The sequence below is a fragment of the [Clostridium] scindens ATCC 35704 genome, from assembly GCF_004295125.1.
GTDB classification, from domain to species: domain Bacteria; phylum Bacillota; class Clostridia; order Lachnospirales; family Lachnospiraceae; genus Clostridium_AP; species Clostridium_AP scindens.
Window position 1 is genome coordinate 2,404,137 of record NZ_CP036170.1, and the last position, 16,810, is coordinate 2,420,946.

13 protein-coding genes and 1 riboswitch are annotated in these 16,810 nt (G+C 49.5%); of the genes, 10 read left to right on the forward strand and 3 right to left on the reverse strand.

Annotated elements, in window-relative coordinates:
• Positions 1-30 precede the first annotated feature (30 nt).
• Together HDCHBGLK_RS12430 and HDCHBGLK_RS12435 are read right to left on the reverse strand one after the other, a co-directional pair.
• Positions 31-1,317, reverse strand: a complete 1,287-nt coding sequence (locus HDCHBGLK_RS12430) for a sensor histidine kinase (RefSeq protein WP_004607752.1) — start codon at positions 1,315-1,317, stop codon at positions 31-33.
• 12 nt (positions 1,318-1,329) lie between these two features.
• A complete protein-coding gene (locus HDCHBGLK_RS12435) occupies positions 1,330-2,031 on the reverse strand; it encodes a LytR/AlgR family response regulator transcription factor (protein ID WP_004607751.1) in 702 nt (233 codons plus the stop codon).
• 182 nt (positions 2,032-2,213) lie between these two features.
• Between HDCHBGLK_RS12435 and HDCHBGLK_RS12440 the strand changes: the two genes are divergently transcribed.
• The 3 genes from HDCHBGLK_RS12440 to HDCHBGLK_RS12450 all read left to right on the forward strand — a co-directional run bounded on the left by HDCHBGLK_RS12440 (position 2,214) and on the right by HDCHBGLK_RS12450 (position 5,993).
• Positions 2,214-2,969, forward strand: a complete 756-nt coding sequence (locus HDCHBGLK_RS12440; protein WP_039909867.1) for an ABC transporter ATP-binding protein — start codon at positions 2,214-2,216, stop codon at positions 2,967-2,969.
• Positions 2,956-5,049, forward strand: coding sequence for an FtsX-like permease family protein (locus HDCHBGLK_RS12445; RefSeq protein ID WP_130574601.1), 2,094 nt, complete (start codon positions 2,956-2,958; stop codon positions 5,047-5,049). Before HDCHBGLK_RS12440 ends, HDCHBGLK_RS12445 begins: the two co-directional genes overlap by 14 nt.
• A gap of 194 nt (positions 5,050-5,243) precedes the next feature.
• Positions 5,244-5,993 (forward strand): SDR family NAD(P)-dependent oxidoreductase, encoded by a 750-nt coding sequence (locus HDCHBGLK_RS12450; RefSeq protein ID WP_004607746.1) that lies wholly within the window; start codon positions 5,244-5,246, stop codon positions 5,991-5,993.
• Positions 5,994-6,091: 98 nt separating this feature from the next.
• On the opposite strand, the gene HDCHBGLK_RS20055 is transcribed toward HDCHBGLK_RS12450, so the two are convergent.
• The gene (locus HDCHBGLK_RS20055) at positions 6,092-6,493 is read right to left on the reverse strand and encodes a TspO/MBR family protein (protein WP_334295442.1); all 402 of its coding nucleotides are present in this window, start codon (positions 6,491-6,493) and stop codon (positions 6,092-6,094) included.
• Here HDCHBGLK_RS20055 and HDCHBGLK_RS19775 point away from each other — a divergent pair.
• The 7 genes from HDCHBGLK_RS19775 (at position 6,408) to HDCHBGLK_RS12485 (ending at position 16,800) form a co-directional block, all read left to right on the forward strand.
• Positions 6,408-6,614, forward strand: a complete 207-nt coding sequence (locus HDCHBGLK_RS19775) for a hypothetical protein (protein ID WP_330489992.1) — start codon at positions 6,408-6,410, stop codon at positions 6,612-6,614. The two genes, HDCHBGLK_RS20055 and HDCHBGLK_RS19775, sit on opposite strands and share 86 nt — an antisense overlap.
• A 345-nt stretch (positions 6,615-6,959) precedes the next feature.
• Complete coding sequence (locus tag HDCHBGLK_RS12460; RefSeq protein ID WP_009249365.1) at positions 6,960-8,771, forward strand: ABC-F family ATP-binding cassette domain-containing protein; 1,812 nt, start codon at positions 6,960-6,962, stop codon at positions 8,769-8,771.
• A gap of 45 nt (positions 8,772-8,816) precedes the next feature.
• Positions 8,817-8,912, forward strand: a riboswitch (purine riboswitch).
• A 42-nt stretch (positions 8,913-8,954) separates the two neighbouring features.
• Complete coding sequence (locus HDCHBGLK_RS12465; RefSeq protein WP_004607741.1) at positions 8,955-10,235, forward strand: amidohydrolase family protein; 1,281 nt, start codon at positions 8,955-8,957, stop codon at positions 10,233-10,235.
• Between the two features lie 4 nt (positions 10,236-10,239).
• Positions 10,240-12,543 carry a xanthine dehydrogenase subunit XdhA gene (gene xdhA / locus HDCHBGLK_RS12470; RefSeq protein ID WP_004607740.1) on the forward strand — a complete coding sequence of 768 codons (2,304 nt, stop codon included), beginning with the start codon at positions 10,240-10,242 and terminating at the stop codon, positions 12,541-12,543.
• The gene (gene xdhB / locus HDCHBGLK_RS12475) at positions 12,536-13,420 is read left to right on the forward strand and encodes a xanthine dehydrogenase subunit XdhB (RefSeq protein WP_004607739.1); all 885 of its coding nucleotides are present in this window, start codon (positions 12,536-12,538) and stop codon (positions 13,418-13,420) included. Before xdhA ends, xdhB begins: the two co-directional genes overlap by 8 nt.
• Positions 13,417-13,905 (forward strand): xanthine dehydrogenase subunit XdhC, encoded by a 489-nt coding sequence (xdhC, locus tag HDCHBGLK_RS12480; RefSeq protein ID WP_004607738.1) that lies wholly within the window; start codon positions 13,417-13,419, stop codon positions 13,903-13,905. Before xdhB ends, xdhC begins: the two co-directional genes overlap by 4 nt.
• Positions 13,906-14,268: 363 nt before the next feature.
• Positions 14,269-16,800 carry a ribonucleoside-diphosphate reductase subunit alpha gene (locus HDCHBGLK_RS12485; protein ID WP_004607736.1) on the forward strand — a complete coding sequence of 844 codons (2,532 nt, stop codon included), beginning with the start codon at positions 14,269-14,271 and terminating at the stop codon, positions 16,798-16,800.
• The last annotated feature ends 10 nt before the right edge of the window (positions 16,801-16,810 follow it).

The window sequence follows — 16,810 nt, forward strand, 5'->3', positions numbered from 1 at the left end:
GTAGAGGAGTGGATTGCTAGAAACATTCCCCTAGAGCCGGATCAGCATGGTTACCGTGAAGGTGTCCTCCGTATAGGAGATATCCAGCGTGCCATTATATCTGTCTATGATTTCACGTATATTTCGGATGCCGAGTCCATGGGACTTGGCATCTTTTTTGTCCGACAGGATATGGCCGTTTTTCTCCACGATGGGGTTTGCCTTTTGGTTCGAGATCTCATAACTGAAGTAGCCGGAATCCGTGGAACGGGCCTTTACGGAGATCTTTCTTGCGCCAGGATCTCTGACTTTCAGGGACGCCTCTATGGCATTGTCCAGAGTATTAGAGAACAAGGAACAGAGGCTGACAGAGTCGATGCTCTGTATATTATGGAGATCTACATGGAAGAAGCAGTCAATGCCTTGCCCGGCTGCCTGGCTGTATTTAGCGTTGAGAACGGCATTGACGATGCTGTTCTTGCAGAATACCCGGTTTTGCACGGCAATCTGGGACTCTACTTCTTTAAAATATTCCTCGGCTTCCATTCTGTTTTCGGAATAAAAAAGATCCTTTATCACACTTAAGTGATGATTCATGTCATGGCGTAACTTACGGATCTCCGTCTGATTGCGTTCCAGTTCTTCATAATATTCCTGCTGCAGCTTCAGGTTATTCCGCTCTGCCTCAAGGCGGATGCTGTTGGAAAAATATCCGGCCAGGCAGAGGCTGCCTATGTTGGTAATGATGCAGGCCAGGGCGCATAGCCAGATCTTGTAGCTTTCCGCCGGCGTATAGTAGATGACGGTAGTGATGCTGACCAGCGAAGCCAGGCAGACCGCGCCCAGCAAGATCCAGGTGTTCTGGTCGAAGAGCCTGCTGATATCAAAAAGTCTCTGGCGGAAAAGCCTATACAGCACATACCAGAAGAGGATGTGCAGGAATGCATCTGACAGATGACAGAATATGCTTGCAAAAAGTGTGGCATCTAAAGAAAAATATACTACTCCCAACAGATCCTGGATGAGAAAATTTAATGAGATGATCAGCGGGTAAAAGATTGCCACCGACGCAAGCTTGGGTACGACTCTTCCTTTGAACGCTACCAGCATCAGCGCGGTAAACCACAGAAGATCCAAGGTCACATTGAACATATCGTTGGTAAAGATGGTCATTCCAAAGAGAAAGTAGCAGGATACGCCTATGACGGCGGTCCAGAACTTTCCGTCCTTCCTTGGAACTACGGAGTAAAGCAGTCTACAGAAAAAAGGAAGCCCAAAGGCGTACAGGCATTTGGAAAAGACTTCCATTATTGTGGACACTGACTCTTGATTTCCCATTTTTATCCTCCCTTATTGGAGCAGCGCCCGGGCAAAGGCGATCTCCAGCTGCTGTCTGTAAGTCCTGCTGACAGGCAGGAAATGATCCCCGCACACGCATCCGTCAGGTTCCAGGGCTGTAATGTGGTTGAGGTTTGCCAGATATCGGTTATGAATCCGGATGAAATAGTCCGGTAGCTGCTTTTCTACCTCTCCAAGCTTACCATAAAAGTCCAGCTTCCCATCTGCTGTTAAGATGGAGACCTTCCTACGGTCGCTGCAAAAGGCCAGGATATGTTTCAATGGGACTCTCAAGATGCCGGATTTCTGCTCAACCGTATAGTACTGCTCGCCCAGATTGCCAAGCAGTTTTAAAGCCTGTTCCAACACCTCCAGGATTTTCCGGTCTTCGTAGGGCTTCAGGATATAGTGGAATGCATGGACGTCATAACCCTGGAATACAAAGTCAGGGTAAGCAGTCACGAAGATCAGGATGGTGTCGGACTCCATCCACCTTAAGGAGCGCGCAGTCTCCATGCCATTTAGTCCATCCATCTCAATATCCAGAAAGAGGATATCCAGTCCATCCGTCTGGGATCCTGCAAGCAATGCCTCGCCGGAAGCATATTCCTGGATGCGGTATTCTTCCCCCAGTAGCTGAAGCTTCCTTTCAAGCGGGACTCTCAGAGCCTTTTGCATCTTTGGCTCGTCATCGCATATTCCGATCGTGATCATATTTCCACCGTCTCCTTATCATGCCTCTGCCGTCAGGCATAAGGCTTCTAAACGTTATTATACAGAAATATCCGGGTTTTGCAAACTTTACAGAAACCATGTCAAACTTGACATCTTGAATGAAGATATCCTTGCTCTCTTCTTCTAGAATAGAAGACAGAAAGAAGAAGGGAGCAATCATTATGTTAAAAGTAGAGCATTTAGCAAAAAGTTATCAGACCGGAAGCCAGGTATATCCGGTCCTTAAGGATATATCGCTGGAAGTGGAAAAAGGAGAGTTCGTGGCTGTCATGGGGCCTTCCGGCAGCGGGAAGACTACGCTTTTAAACTGCATTTCCTGCTTTATTCCTTACGAAGACGGGAGCATCCTGCTGGCAGGAAAGGATCTGTCGGGGCTTAAGGAGGAAGGGCTTGCCAAGGTCCGTAATCAGAGTATGGGGTTTGTGTTCCAGGACTTTATGCTTCTGGACGGCTTGAGCGTATTCGAGAATATTTGCCTGCCCCAGATCATTGCGAAGCGGCCGATTCCTCAGATGGAGGCAAAGGCCAGGCATATCTGCCGCCTGTTCGGCATCGAGAAGATTATGGAGAAGTACCCGGCAGATATCTCCGGCGGGGAGAAGCAGAGGACGGCAGTCGCAAGAGCCCTGATGAACCAGCCCTACGTGATTCTGGCCGATGAGCCTACCGGCAATCTGGACAGCAAGTCCTGCAAGGCGGTCATCGATGCGTTTCTCCAGGCCAGATCAGAGATGGACGCCACCATATTCATGGTGACCCATGACAGTTATGCGGCATCCTTCTGTGACCGTGTGATCGTGCTTAAGGACGGCAAGGTTCATGGAGAACTGAAAAGAACTGGTACCAGAAGAGCGTTCATGGATGAGTTGCTGGACACCATCAGAGAACTGGGAGGGGATTCGCATGACGATGAGTAAGATTCTAGAGAAATTGCGAAAGGAGAATAAGGACCAGTACAGGATTCTTGGCATCTGCATCTTCCTGTCCATCCTTCTGGTGTCTTCTTACGCTATGATGTATTTTTCGCCCACTATCCAAAAGATGCTGCCGGAGGGAGGCGATACGAGAAAATTATGCTGGCTGATGTTCGGCGTGACGGTAGCAGGCTGTACCATATTCACGATATACGGAGCGAGTTTGTTTTTTAAATACAAAAGCAGGGAATTCGGAGTGCTTCTGGCGCTGGGAGAGCGGAAGAGGCAGCTGGCCGGCTGCCTGGCAAGAGAACTCGCCGCTGTGATCCTGGGCTATACACTGCTGGGCGTTATCGGCGCCTTCCCAATATCCTTCCTTATCTGGAAGGGATTCCAGGCCTTGCTCCTTGATGCCCGGAATCTTAGGTACAGTATCAGTATGATGGGAATCGCGGCGGGCGTTCTTTTTGCCTGTCTGCTTGCTTGCTGCATATTTGCCGCCGGATACCGTTTTATCAGGCGGGCAGATATTATGGAAATTCTGAAAACCCAGAGAAAAAGCGAGATCGTAAAAGATATCAGGCCATGGACAGGAAAACTAGGCATGGCCTGCGTAATAATAGGCCTGGCGCTTGCGATGGCCGTGCCGCCGATATGGGCCAGAGTGTTCCATCATCAGGCCTCCCCGCTTTGGAATGGAGCCTATCTGATCAGCGCCGCAGGCCTGTATCTATTCCTCCTTGGCGCGGTAGGCCGGGCAAAGAAGGGACGCTATCCAGAAAAATATTATAAAAATATTATTTCCACTAATCTAATGCGATTCACGGCGAGGCAGACGACAAAGAATATGTGCGTGATCGCGATGCTGATCTTCGTACTTCTGATCTCTGCCTTCTGGGGAATGTCGTACTATGATTCTGCATTCCGAAACGGTGAAAATGCTCCGGTCGATTATTCCCTGCATTATCCGGCAGCAGAACAGCAGATTACGAAAGAAGAGATCTATGATCTGGCAGCCAGGCATGGGGTAGAAATCACAGATTATAAGGAAGCACAGGCAGCAGAACTTCTGATCACCTATGCCGGCACCGAATTAAGCGATGACGGGGAATACTATGATGTGAAGCGGGAAAAGTATGCCACATTCCTTTCTGCCTCTGTATTTTCCAGAATCGCGGGAAAACAGGTGTCTTTGAAGCCAGGAGAGTATAAAGCCATTGTTCAGCAGAGATATCAGGAAGAGATATGGGCTAAGCCGGAATGCCTGCTGAAGGTGGCAAGCCCGGCTGCCGGGGAAGAGATGAAGCCGGCTTATAAAGGAACGGTAAGGTTCGATAATCTGACACGCGTAAGCGATCCATTTGCATTTATCCTGTCTGATGCGGATTATGCATCGTATACCGCTGCCCTTACAGAGGATAACAAAGTGGATATGGTTTTCTTTAACGTGAAGGATGTGATGGATACCTATCCATTCGCCAAAGAACTGGAAGAAGAATACATCGCGCATGCCACAGATATCTCGGACCATTATTTCCTTTATGATGCCCGTGAAGAAGAACTTGCGGAAAAAGCAGGGGAACCCTACGCATATTCAGGCAGGGTAGGGATGACGGCAGATAATCCGGAACTCCTTCAGGACTGGAAATATGCGCCTGTCTTCAAAGTTCTTACAAAAGGGGAGGTTATGCAGATGATCGCGGTATTCGTGCTGCTTAGCGCCTATATTGCGATAATTGCCCTGGCGGCAATCGGGGTCATGACTTATGTAAGAAGCATTACCATTGCTGTCGATAACAGGCAGCTGTTCGAGGATATGAAGAAGCTAGGGGCCAGCCGGGATTATGAGACGCGGGTGGTAAAAGTACAGCTTCGCAAGATCTTCTTATATCCCGGCATCGGAGGATGCGGGATATCCCTGGTATTTACGATCCTGATGCTCTTTTTTAACGATATGCGCCTGGAAATGGAAGAAGTCAGGCTGATCGGAATCGAGAGCATTATGATTGGGGCATCTGCCATCTTCCTGTACGTACTGTACCGGATCTCTTTTCGGAAGATGAGAAGCATGCTGGATCTATAAGGAAACAAAAAGTGATAGTGATTGTAAACTTTTTGTCCATGGACTGCTTATATTTTGCAATTAAAAAAGAACTCTACAAGTTGTAAGATGCCGTGTGATTTTCCGATGTCGCGTCCTATGAAATGTTAAAGTTATATCAATCGATACTTTGGCAGATATGATAAGCCAAAGGAAAAGAAAGGAAGGAAAAGTTCATGAAACTTGTACAGGACAAAATTACAATTATCACAGGCGGAACCCGTGGAATCGGATTCGCAGCAGCAAAAATCTTTATTGAGAATGGAGCAAAAGTCTCCATATTTGGCGAGACCCAGGAAGAGGTAGACACAGCGCTGGCTCAGTTAAAGGAACTCTATCCGGAGGAAGAAGTATTGGGATTCGCTCCAGACCTTACATCCAGAGATGCTGTTATGGCAGCAGTTGGAACGGTTGCACAGAAATACGGAAGACTGGATGTCATGATCAATAACGCTGGCATTACGATGAACACCGTATTCTCCAGAGTTTCGGAAGAAGATTTTAAACATATAATGGACATCAATGTTATCGGCGTATTCAATGGCGCATGGTCTGCTTACCAGTGCATGAAAGAGGCAAAGCAGGGCGTCATCATCAATACGGCTTCTGTTACCGGAATCTATGGATCCTTATCAGGAATCGGCTATCCTACCAGCAAGGCAGGCGTGATCGGCCTGACTCATGGTCTTGGAAGAGAGATTATCCGTAAGAACATCCGTGTGGTTGGTGTAGCGCCTGGCGTTGTAGATACAGACATGACGAAGGGGCTGCCGCCGGAGATTCTGGATGACTACTTGAAGTCATTCCCAATGAAGAGAATGCTTAAGCCGGAAGAGATCGCAAATGTATATCTGTTCCTTGCATCTGACCTGGCTAACGGCATCACAGCTACGACGATTAGCGTTGATGGGGCTTACAGGCCATAGACGAAGACAAACTGCTATTAATTCCATAGTTCATACTCCAAGAACAGGCAGGCAAGAGGAATCCGCGTTTTAGCGCGGATTCCCCGGGCCTGCCTGATTTAATTCAGCTGGTATATCATGAAGTTCAGATACGCGGCGAACAGGCACCATATAAGGTAGGGAATCTGTAGATATGCGGCAACAGGACTTATCTTGTGAAACTGATATATCATCAGAACTATGAGGATGATAAGTACGAGAAGCCATAAAAATGCAAAGAAGTACATGGAAAAGCCGAAAAAGAATATGCTCCAGAAGAAGTTGAAGAACAACTGGATAAAATATAGTCGAAGCGCCTTATTCTTTTCAGGATCTTCGGATTCATAGATTATATAGGAAGATATTCCCATCAATATATATAATATGGTCCAGACGATGGGAAATATAAAGGGCGGAGGACTAAGAGGCGGCTTATTCAATGTAGAATATGCCGCCGAATTGCCGCTTAAGACAGCAGACAAGGATCCTACCGCAAGAGGAATAAGAATAAAAATAATGAGAGCGCTTTTGTTTTTGATATTCATATATACAGGCTCCAGGAACGACTTTAAATATTATATGAAAAATCTCCGGAAAATATGAGCGTCATGCTGTTCTCCATATAGATTACGGAACACCTGGTATTCAATGTACGTCCGGCCATGGGAATATAGCGCAGTCCATCCATGGACATCTCCTTCATGCAGGCGGGGACAATGCCAAAGCCAATATCACATATCTGCCATTCATAGGAGATGATGTCATTTGATATTGCCGTATTCGGCGCAGGCGGACTTGCGGCGGCAGACAGACCAACGGCCAGGGCGGACTTCGGAAAGCCATCCAGATCCCTGAATATGTAACGCCTTATGTCCGCTTTGCCTTGTGATTTCGTTCTTTATTCTGTATAATAGGGAAAGAAATTGCGAAGAGGAGCAGATGATAAAGATGAATTTGCTGACAATGGAACATATAACGAAGTCTTATACGAACCGGGTGCTGCTGGACGATGAAGGATTTAGCATTAATGAGAATGAAAAGATCGGCGTAATCGGAATTAACGGAATGGGAAAGTCCACGCTGCTTAAGGTGGCAGCCGGGATCGAGCCATGCGATTCGGGAAAGATCAGCATGGGCGGGCAAGTGAAGATCTGCTATCTGCCCCAGACGCCTGTCTTTCAGGAAGGAACCACGATACTGAAAGCTGCGGTGGAGGGCAATGTGGATGAATTGAACCGCTGGACCATAGAGGCGGATGCCAAGGCCATGCTGAACCGGCTGGAATTCACAGATTATGAAGAGCGTATCGACCACATGTCCGGCGGGCAGAAGAAGCGGGTGGCTCTGGTCAATGCGCTTCTTACGCCTGCGGACATCCTGGTATTGGACGAGCCGACCAACCACCTGGACAATGCGATGTCCGAGTGGCTGGAAGAGTATCTGATCAGTTTCCGGGGAGCCATCCTGATGGTGACTCATGACCGCTATTTCCTGGATCGGGTGGCTACCAGAATCGTTGAGGTGGATCAGGGTAAGATATACAGTTATCCGGGTAACTATTCTCAGTTCGTACGCCTGAAAGAGGAGCGCCAAAGTATGGCGCTGGCAACAGAGCGCAAGCGGAAGAGCATCCTGAAGACGGAACTGGAGTGGCTAAGCCGTGGGGCCCGGGCAAGAAGCACGAAGCAAAAGGCTCATATAGACCGCATCAAGGCTATGCAGGAGATCCGGGATATCCAGGAGGAAAAGCGGGTTTCCATGGATTCCGTGGCATCCAGGATGGGCAATAAGACGATTGAACTTGCGGGAATATCCAAATCTTATGATGGCAGAAAAGTGATAGAGGACTATAACTACATCTTTCTGAAAAACGACCGTATCGGCATCATCGGACCAAATGGGTGCGGAAAATCCACACTCCTTCGGATTATCAACGGAATTGTAAAGCCGGACGCAGGAAGTCTGGATATAGGGCAGACGATCCGTATGGGATATTTCTCCCAGGAAAATGAATACATGGATGATTCCATGCGGGTCATCGACTATGTAAAAGAAGTGGGAGAGTATATCACAACTTCCGACGGCAAGATCACTGCCTCTCAGATGCTGGAGAACTTCCTGTTTGACGGGGCGCTTCAGTGGTCGAAGATCGAGAAACTCTCCGGCGGGGAAAAGCGCAGGCTATATCTGCTGCGGATTCTGATGGGCGCGCCCAATGTACTGATCTTAGATGAGCCAACCAACGATCTGGACATCCAGACGCTGACCATACTGGAAGATTATCTGGACCGGTTTGACGGCATCATCATCATCGTATCCCATGACCGCTATTTCCTGGACCGTACGGTGAACCGTATCTTTTCTTTTGAAGGAGACGGCGTGATCCGCCAGTTCGAAGGCGGCTACTCCGACTATCTGATCCGCAAGGAATTAGAAGCGCTTCCGGAGGAAACGGCTGTTTCCGGCGAAATAAAGGAATGCAATACGAAGAACGCATGGAAAAAGCGTGAGAAGAAGTTGAAGTTCAGTTTTAAAGAGCAGCGGGAATTTGAGACCATAGACGATGAGATTGCTGCCCTGGAAGATAAGATAGAGGAACTTAATAGCCAGGTGGCGGCAAATGCGACCAATTCTGCCAGGCTGAATGAACTGCTGGGGGAGAAGGAAGAGATGGAGCAGAAACTGGAAGAAAAGATGGAGAGATGGGTATATCTGAATGACTTAAATGAACAGATCCAGAAGTCCCAATCCGGCATGTAAAATCCATTGACGGTTTTTTAATCCTATGATACGATAGATTTATAAAAAATGAAATAACTGGAAACTTATATAGGTTCATAATCGGTTGAACGTTTCTACCAACTACCGGAATAGTTGTCTATAAGCATCCGCATGAGAAGTCTGCGGATAACTTGCGGACTTTGGGAAAGGAGGGCATTGCCGATGAATGAACCTATTTTTATTTTACGAGGGGATATCTGCTATAGCAGGAATCTGACGGAACTGGCAGTCATAAAGCAAGGCTATGTGATCTGCAAGGAAGGGATGTCTCTGGGCGTATACCAGGAACTGCCAGAGGAATATCAGGATCTTCCTGTCAGGGACTGTGGGGATGATCTGATTCTTCCGGGGCTATGTGATCTGCATGTCCATGCGCCCCAGTATACCTTCCGGGGACTGGGAATGGATCTGGAACTTCTGGACTGGCTGAATGAGCATGCATTTCCGGAGGAAGGCAAGTACCGGAATCTGGAATACGCCAGAAAGGCATATGGAAGTTTTGTACAGAACTTGAAGGAAAGTGCGACGACAAGAGCCTGTATATTCGGAACTATCCATGTGCCCGCAACGGAACTTTTAATGGATATGCTGGAGGCGTCAGGCTTGCATACCATAGTAGGAAAAGTGAATATGGACCGCAATTGTCCGGCTTATCTGACGGAAAAGAGCGCGGATATATCCGCGGAAGATACCGTAGAATGGATTAAGGACTGTAAGAAGCGCTGCCAGATTACCCGGCCTATCCTGACGCCGCGGTTTATTCCCAGCTGCAGCGACGCTTTGATGGAGAATCTCAAGAAGGTGCAGATGCATTATGGCCTTCCGGTACAGTCCCATCTGTCGGAGAATCAAAGCGAGGTTGCGTGGGTGCAGGAACTGTGTCCCCAGTCAGAATTCTATGGGGATGCCTATGACCGGTTCGGGCTGTTTGGGGCAGACTGCAGCACGGTGATGGCCCACTGCGTATACTCGGACGAAAGGGAGCGCAGGCGCATGAAGGAAAATGGCGTCTATGTGGCCCATTGCCCGGAGTCTAATATGAATCTGTCTTCCGGCATCGCGCCGGTACGGGCATTTCTTAACGAGGGAATTCCTGTCGGGCTTGGAAGCGATGTGGCAGGAGGAACGAGCGAAGACATCTTTGCCGCCATGGCACATGCCATCCAGGCGTCGAAACTCAGGTGGAGGCTGGTGGATGATACGTTAAAGCCGCTGACGGCTATAGAAGCATTCTATCTTGGAACCAAGGGCGGCGGCTCCTTCTTTGGCAAGGTGGGAAGCCTGGAAGAAGGATATGAATTCGATGCGCTCATCGTTGATGACAGCGCCATCTCCAGCCGGGATATGGAGGTGAAAGAGCGGCTGGAGCGTCTGATCTATCTTAGCGGGGGCGCGAAGATCAAGGGAAAATATGTAGCAGGAAAAGAGATATTCTGGAGGTGATAGGATGGAGGAACGCAGAGAAGTTATTGGCGCCAGCGTAAGGAGGATCGACGCCTTTGACAAGGTTACAGGCTATGCAAAGTATACGGACGACCTCTGCGACAAAGGCGCATATATCGCGAAGATATTGCATTCCACAGTCGCAAACGGCAAGGTCATATCCATAGATACGGAGGATGCCAGGAAGATACCGGGCGTGATCAAGGTGGTTACTTGCTTTGACGTGCCGAAGAATTATTTTCCTACCGCAGGCCACCCCTGGTCTACGCAGGAAAGCCATCAGGACGTGGCGGACCGCCTGATACTGACGGACCGTGTCCGGTTCTACGGTGACGATGTGGCCGCGGTTATTGCAGAAGACGAAGTGGTCGCCAGCCAGGCTCTTCGGGCCATTCAGGTACAGTATGAGGAGTACCCCTTCGTGCTGGATGTAAAGGAGGCCATGGAAGAAGGCGCGCCTAGGCTTCATGAGGAATATCCGGGGAATGTACTGAAGCATACCAGCATCCGAAACGGAAACTACGAGGAAGCCATTAAGGAGCCGGGCCTGATCAAAGTGGAGGGATGGTACGATACGCCTTCCGTGCAGCACTGCCATATCGAGAACTTTATCTGCTACGCCTATCAGGTCAATCATAAGATGAATGTGGTTAGTTCCACCCAGATCCCGCATATTGTAAGGAGGGTCGTAGGCCAGGCGCTGGGAATCCCCTGGGGCAAGGTAAGAGTCATCAAGCCATACATAGGGGGAGGATTCGGCAATAAGCAGGATGTGCTCTATGAGCCGCTGTGCGCCTATCTAAGCCAGGTGACAGGCGGGCATCTGGTGAAACTGGATGTAAGCAGGGAAGAGACCTTTGCCTGCAACCGGGTAAGGCATGCCATCCGAAGCCATATTATATCCTATGTCAGGCCGGACGGGACATTCGCGGCCAGGAAACTGGAGGCGTTCTCCAATCAGGGGGCCTACGCGTCCCATGGTCACAGCATAGTGGCAAAGGGAATGGGCGCGTTCCCGCAGCTGTATCCCTGCCCGAATGTGGAGGCAGACTCCTATACGGTATTTACCAACCGCCCGGTGGCAGGCGCCATGAGAGGATATGGGATTCCCCAGGCTATGTTTGCCGTGGAGAGTCATACGGACGACGTGGCAAAGGCGATTGGCATGTCCCCGCTGGAATTCAGGAGGAAGAACCTGATGCCGAAAGGATTCGTGGATGGATTCTCCAAGAATGAGAATTATGAAGATACCTTTGGCCAATGCATGGATAAGGCGATCGCGCATACGGATTATGTCAGGAAGGCAGAAGCATATAGCAATCAGACGGGAAAGATCCGAAGAGGCATCGGAATCGCGGCATTCTGGTATAATACGGCGGTATGGCCAATCTCATTAGAGTCCTCTTCCTGCCGCATGGTACTGAATCAGGATGGGTCCATCCAGGTACAGCTTGGAGAGACGGAGATTGGACAGGGGGCGGATACGGCGTTTGCCCAGATGGCAGCATCTACGCTGGGAATCCCGCTGGAAGATGTCCATGTGATATCCAATCAGGACACGGATCTTACGCCGTTTGGAACGGGAGCCTACGCTTCCAGGCAGACGTATGTGGGCGGCTTTTCGATCCAGCAGACCGCGCTCCTTCTAAAGGAGAAGATCTTAGGCTATGCCCATGAGATGACAAGGATGCCCGCTGGAATTCTGAATATTGTGGACGGGATGATTGTTAGAAAGTTGGATGGAAGAGAATTGCTGTCCATGGAAGAACTGGCGCTGGAAGCGTTCTACAGCCTGAGCCACAGCCAGCATATAACGGCGGAGAGCACTTATCAGATCAAAAGCAATGCTTATTCCTTTGGATGCACGGTTGCGGAAGTGGAGGTGGACATCGAGGCCTGCAAGGTCAAACTGGTGGATGCAGTCAATGTCCATGACTGCGGCAGGCTGATCAACCCGGCGCTGGCCAAGGCTCAGGTTCACGGCGGGATGAGCATGGGAATCGGATATGGCCTGTCAGAATGCCTGAAGTTCGATCCCAAGACCGGAAAGACGTTGAACGGAACGCTGCTGGACTATAAGCTGTCCACTACCATGGACCATCCGGAACTTAAGGCGGACTTTGTAGAAAACTATGAGCCTACCAGCGCGTACGGAACGAAAGCGCTGGGAGAGCCTCCGGTCTGTTCTGTGGCTCCAGCTATCCGCAATGCAGTATTCAACGCGACAGGAGTCGGCGTAGACACGCTGCCTCTAAGTCCCCATGTCTTATTCGAGGAATTCCGGAAAGGAGGGCTTCTGGATGTATGATATAAAAGCATTATATGAGGCAGATAATATATCGCATGCAATTCAATTACTGGAGGAGCACCCGGAGGCTTTTATCATCGCAGGAGGAAGCGATGTCCTGATTCAGATCCGGGAAGGCAAGAGGGCTGGAGCAGAACTGGTCAGCATCTATGGATTGGATGAACTGCGGGGCGTGAAGATGGAAGAAGATGGAACCATCCGCATCGGTTCCCTGACCAGCTTCTCCCACATTACGAAGGATGATGTGATAAAGAAGTACATCCATGTATTAGGCGAGGCTGTCGATAAGGTGGGCGGTCCGCAGATACGGAATATCGGAACCATCGGCGGCAATACCTGCAATGGAGTGACCTCGGCAGATTCGGCCTCCACCTTATTTGCCTGGGATGCCATTATCGAACTGACGGGGCCGCAGGGCGTAAGAAAGGTGCCGATCCAGGAGTTCTATATCAAGGCCGGGAAGGTAGATCTAAGACCTGCTGAGATTCAGACAGCCATCCTGATACCGAAGGAATCTTACGACGGCTATGAGGGCCACTATATTAAGTATGCCATGCGCAATGCCATGGATATTGCCACGCTTGGATGTTCTGTGAATGTAAAACTAACCGCGGACAGACAAGAGATAGAAGATGCCAGGATTGCCTACGGCGTCGCCGGTCCCGTGCCTATGCGCGCGCCGTCGGCAGAGAAGGCGGTGGCAGGGTGCAAGGTGTCAGCCGAAAGCGTCGAGCGGTTCGCAAAAGAAGTTCTAAAGGACATCCGTCCAAGGGACAGCTGGCGCGCAAGCAAGGCATTCCGGGAGCATATTTCCTATGTGCTGGCGAAACGTGCCCTTACGGAAGCGATAGAGAGGTCAGGAGGTGCGGTGGTATGAGTGACAGGCAGTTTAAAAGAATTCATTGTATCATTAACGGGAGAGAAGTGGAAACCATGATAGATGTCCGCGCTTCGCTGACAGACCTTCTTCGCAATGATTTCCGACTTACCAGCGTAAAGAAAGGATGCGAAGTGGGCGAATGCGGGGCCTGCAACGTGATCATAGACGGCGAGTGCTTTAATTCCTGCATCTATCTGGCTGCGTGGGCGGACGGAAAGAATATCCGTACGCTGGAGAGCCTGATGGGGCCTGATGGGGAACTATCTGACATCCAGCAGGCATTTATCGATGAGACGGCTGTACAGTGCGGCTTCTGTACGCCGGGCTTTATCATGAGCGCGGTGGAGATCCTGGAGTCAGGAAAGGAATATTCAAGAGAAGAATTAAAAAAAATGCTTTCCGGGCATCTATGCCGGTGCACAGGTTATGAAAACATTATCAATGCAGTGGAAAAGACGATGAAAAAAAGGCTGGGCATTTAATCTGTCCGCGTCAGTCCCAAGAATAAGAGAGGGGCAAGAGCAGGGATATCCTGCTGCCGGATGCGTGTATCCTACAGAGTGGCCTTGATATCCAAGCCCTCTCCCTTCTTGCGGCTGTTCCCGATAGTTCCATGCCTGCAGAAGCAGTCCTCTTGCTTCCTTTTTATCTTGGTTATTGATATCTGATTTCTTTGTCTAGAATACATCTATTTCTAACACCTCGAAATATCCTCTTTGGAATCCTGGATGAAACTGCCTGTTTCAGGCAAATAATAGAATGATAGAAAGATGATTGAAGACAACAATATATTGTGGTATGATGTTGGATAGAATCAATAAATTGTATGTGAGGTAGACGTGTATATGAGAATCAGCAAGAGGAACGGAACAAATGAAGCGTATTGCCCGGAAAAGATCAAGCGGGCAGTCAGCCTGGCATTCCAAAGTGTAGGAAATCTGCTTTCTGATGAAGAGGCAGACAGGCTTCTTAAGAATGTAGAGCAAAAGATTGATGATAGAATTACAGAAGAGCCATCCGTATCCGTGGAGGAGATTCAGGATTTTGTGGAACAGGCGCTGATGGAAGCAAATCATTATAAAGAATTAAAAAGTTATATCTTATATAGAGAGGAGCGGGCCAGAAAGCGAAAGTCAAGAAAGAAGCTGGCTGACAAGATTCCGGCCTTTGACCGGCTGGCTTTAGTACTAGCGGATATCCAGAAGGAATTTACGCAGGAAGAGTATGACTTGGAGCATCTGTATGCCAAGTTCCAGGCTTTTGGAAAGCCGGAACTTAACGACCAGGAGAAACTTTCTATGCTGATCAAGGCGGCGGTAGAACTGACGACCCAGGAAGCGCCCCAGTGGGAGATGGTCGCGGCTAGGCTTCTGATGCTGGACTTTGAGCAAAAACTAGAAAAGAATATGAGACGCTGCCATATCGAATGCTTCTATGACAAACTGGCATATCTTACGGAACAGGGCTTATACGGAGACTATATCTTAAAAGCATATGATAGGGACGAGATAGAGCGTCTGGTTCTTTTTATCGAGCCGAAGCGGAATCATCTGTTTACTTATAGCGGGCTTGAACTGCTGCTTGGCAGATATGTAATCCGCACGGGAAAGGGAGTGCCGATGGAATCGCCTCAGGAAATGTTTCTGGGGATCGCCATGCATCTTGCCATGAAGGAGAAGAAGGACAGGGAATCGTGGGTCAAGCGTTTCTACGATATGCTAAGCCAGCTGAAGGTGACGATGGCCACGCCAACGTTGTCCAATGCAAGAAAGCCCTACCATCAGCTGTCTTCCTGCTTTATAGACACGGTGCCGGACAGCCTGGATGGAATCTACAGAAGCATTGACAATTTTGCCAAGGTCAGCAAATTCGGCGGCGGCATGGGTATGTATTTCGGAAAGGTGCGGGCAAGCGGCAGCGCGATCCGCGGGTTCGAAGGGGCAGCAGGGGGCGTTATCCGCTGGATCAGGCTGGCCAATGATACTGCGGTTGCGGTGGATCAGCTGGGCATGCGACAGGGCGCGGTTGCGGTTTATCTGGATGTATGGCACCGGGATCTGCCGGAATTTCTGGGCCTTAGGACGAATAACGGGGACGACAGGATGAAGGCTCATGACGTATTCCCGGCAGTCTGCTATCCGGACTACTTCTGGAAGGGAGCAAGGGATAACATCGAAGGAGACTGGTATCTGATGTGTCCTCATGAGATACTGACGGTGAAAGGCTATGCGCTGGAAGATTATTTTGGAGAAGATTGGGAAGAAAGGTATCAGGACTGCGTCCGGGATTCCCGGATACAGAAAAGGGTCATTCCTATCAAGGATATTATAAGACTGATCATCAAAAGCGCGGTGGAGACGGGGACGCCTTTTACGTTCAACCGGGATACGGTAAACCGCGCTAATCCCAACAGCCACAAGGGAATCATCTACTGCAGCAACCTGTGTACGGAGATCGCGCAGAATATGAGCGCCATCGAGCAGGTGGAGCAGAAGATTGAAGAGATAGATGGGGAGACGGTGGTGGTGACGGTTACAAAGCCGGGCGAATTCGTGGTGTGCAACCTTGCCAGCCTCTCTCTTGGAAGATTGGAACTTGCAGATGAGGAGGAGATAGCCTATATAACGGAGAGCGCCGTAAGAGCATTGGACAACGTGATTGACCTGAACTTCTTCCCGGTTCCCTATGCCAGGATCAATAACCGGAAATACCGGCCCATCGGGCTGGGAGTCAGCGGCTATCACCACATGCTGGCCAAGCATGAGATTGCCTGGGAGAGCGAGGAGCATCTGGAATTTGTCGAGAAGGTGTTTGCCGATATCCACTATGCTGCCATAAAGGCCAGCAGCAGGATTGCCAGGGAAAAGGGAAGTTACGAATATTTTGAAGGAAGCGGATGGCAGAACGGCAGCTACTTTGCCGACCGGGGGCTTACGGATGGCCGGTGGGAGGAACTGCGGGCGGAAGTGGCGGAATATGGCCTTAGAAACGGCTATCTTCTTGCCGTGGCGCCTACCAGCAGCACCAGCATCATTGCCGGAACCACCGCAGGGCTGGATCCGATCATGAGCCGTTACTTCCTGGAAGAGAAGAAGAACGGCCTGATGCCCCGGGTAGCGCCGGAACTATCCATGGATAACTTCTGGTATTATAAGAATGCCCATTATATCGACCAGTACTGGTCCGTGCGGGCATGCGGAGTCAGGCAGCGGCATATTGACCAGGCCCAGAGCATGAATCTGTATATTACCAATGAGTATACCTTCCGGAAAGTGCTGGATCTCTATATACTGGCCTGGGAAGAGGGCGTTAAGACCATCTATTATATCCGCTCCAAGAGTCTGGAAGTGGAAGAATGCGAAGTATGCTCTTCATAAATATTCGAAG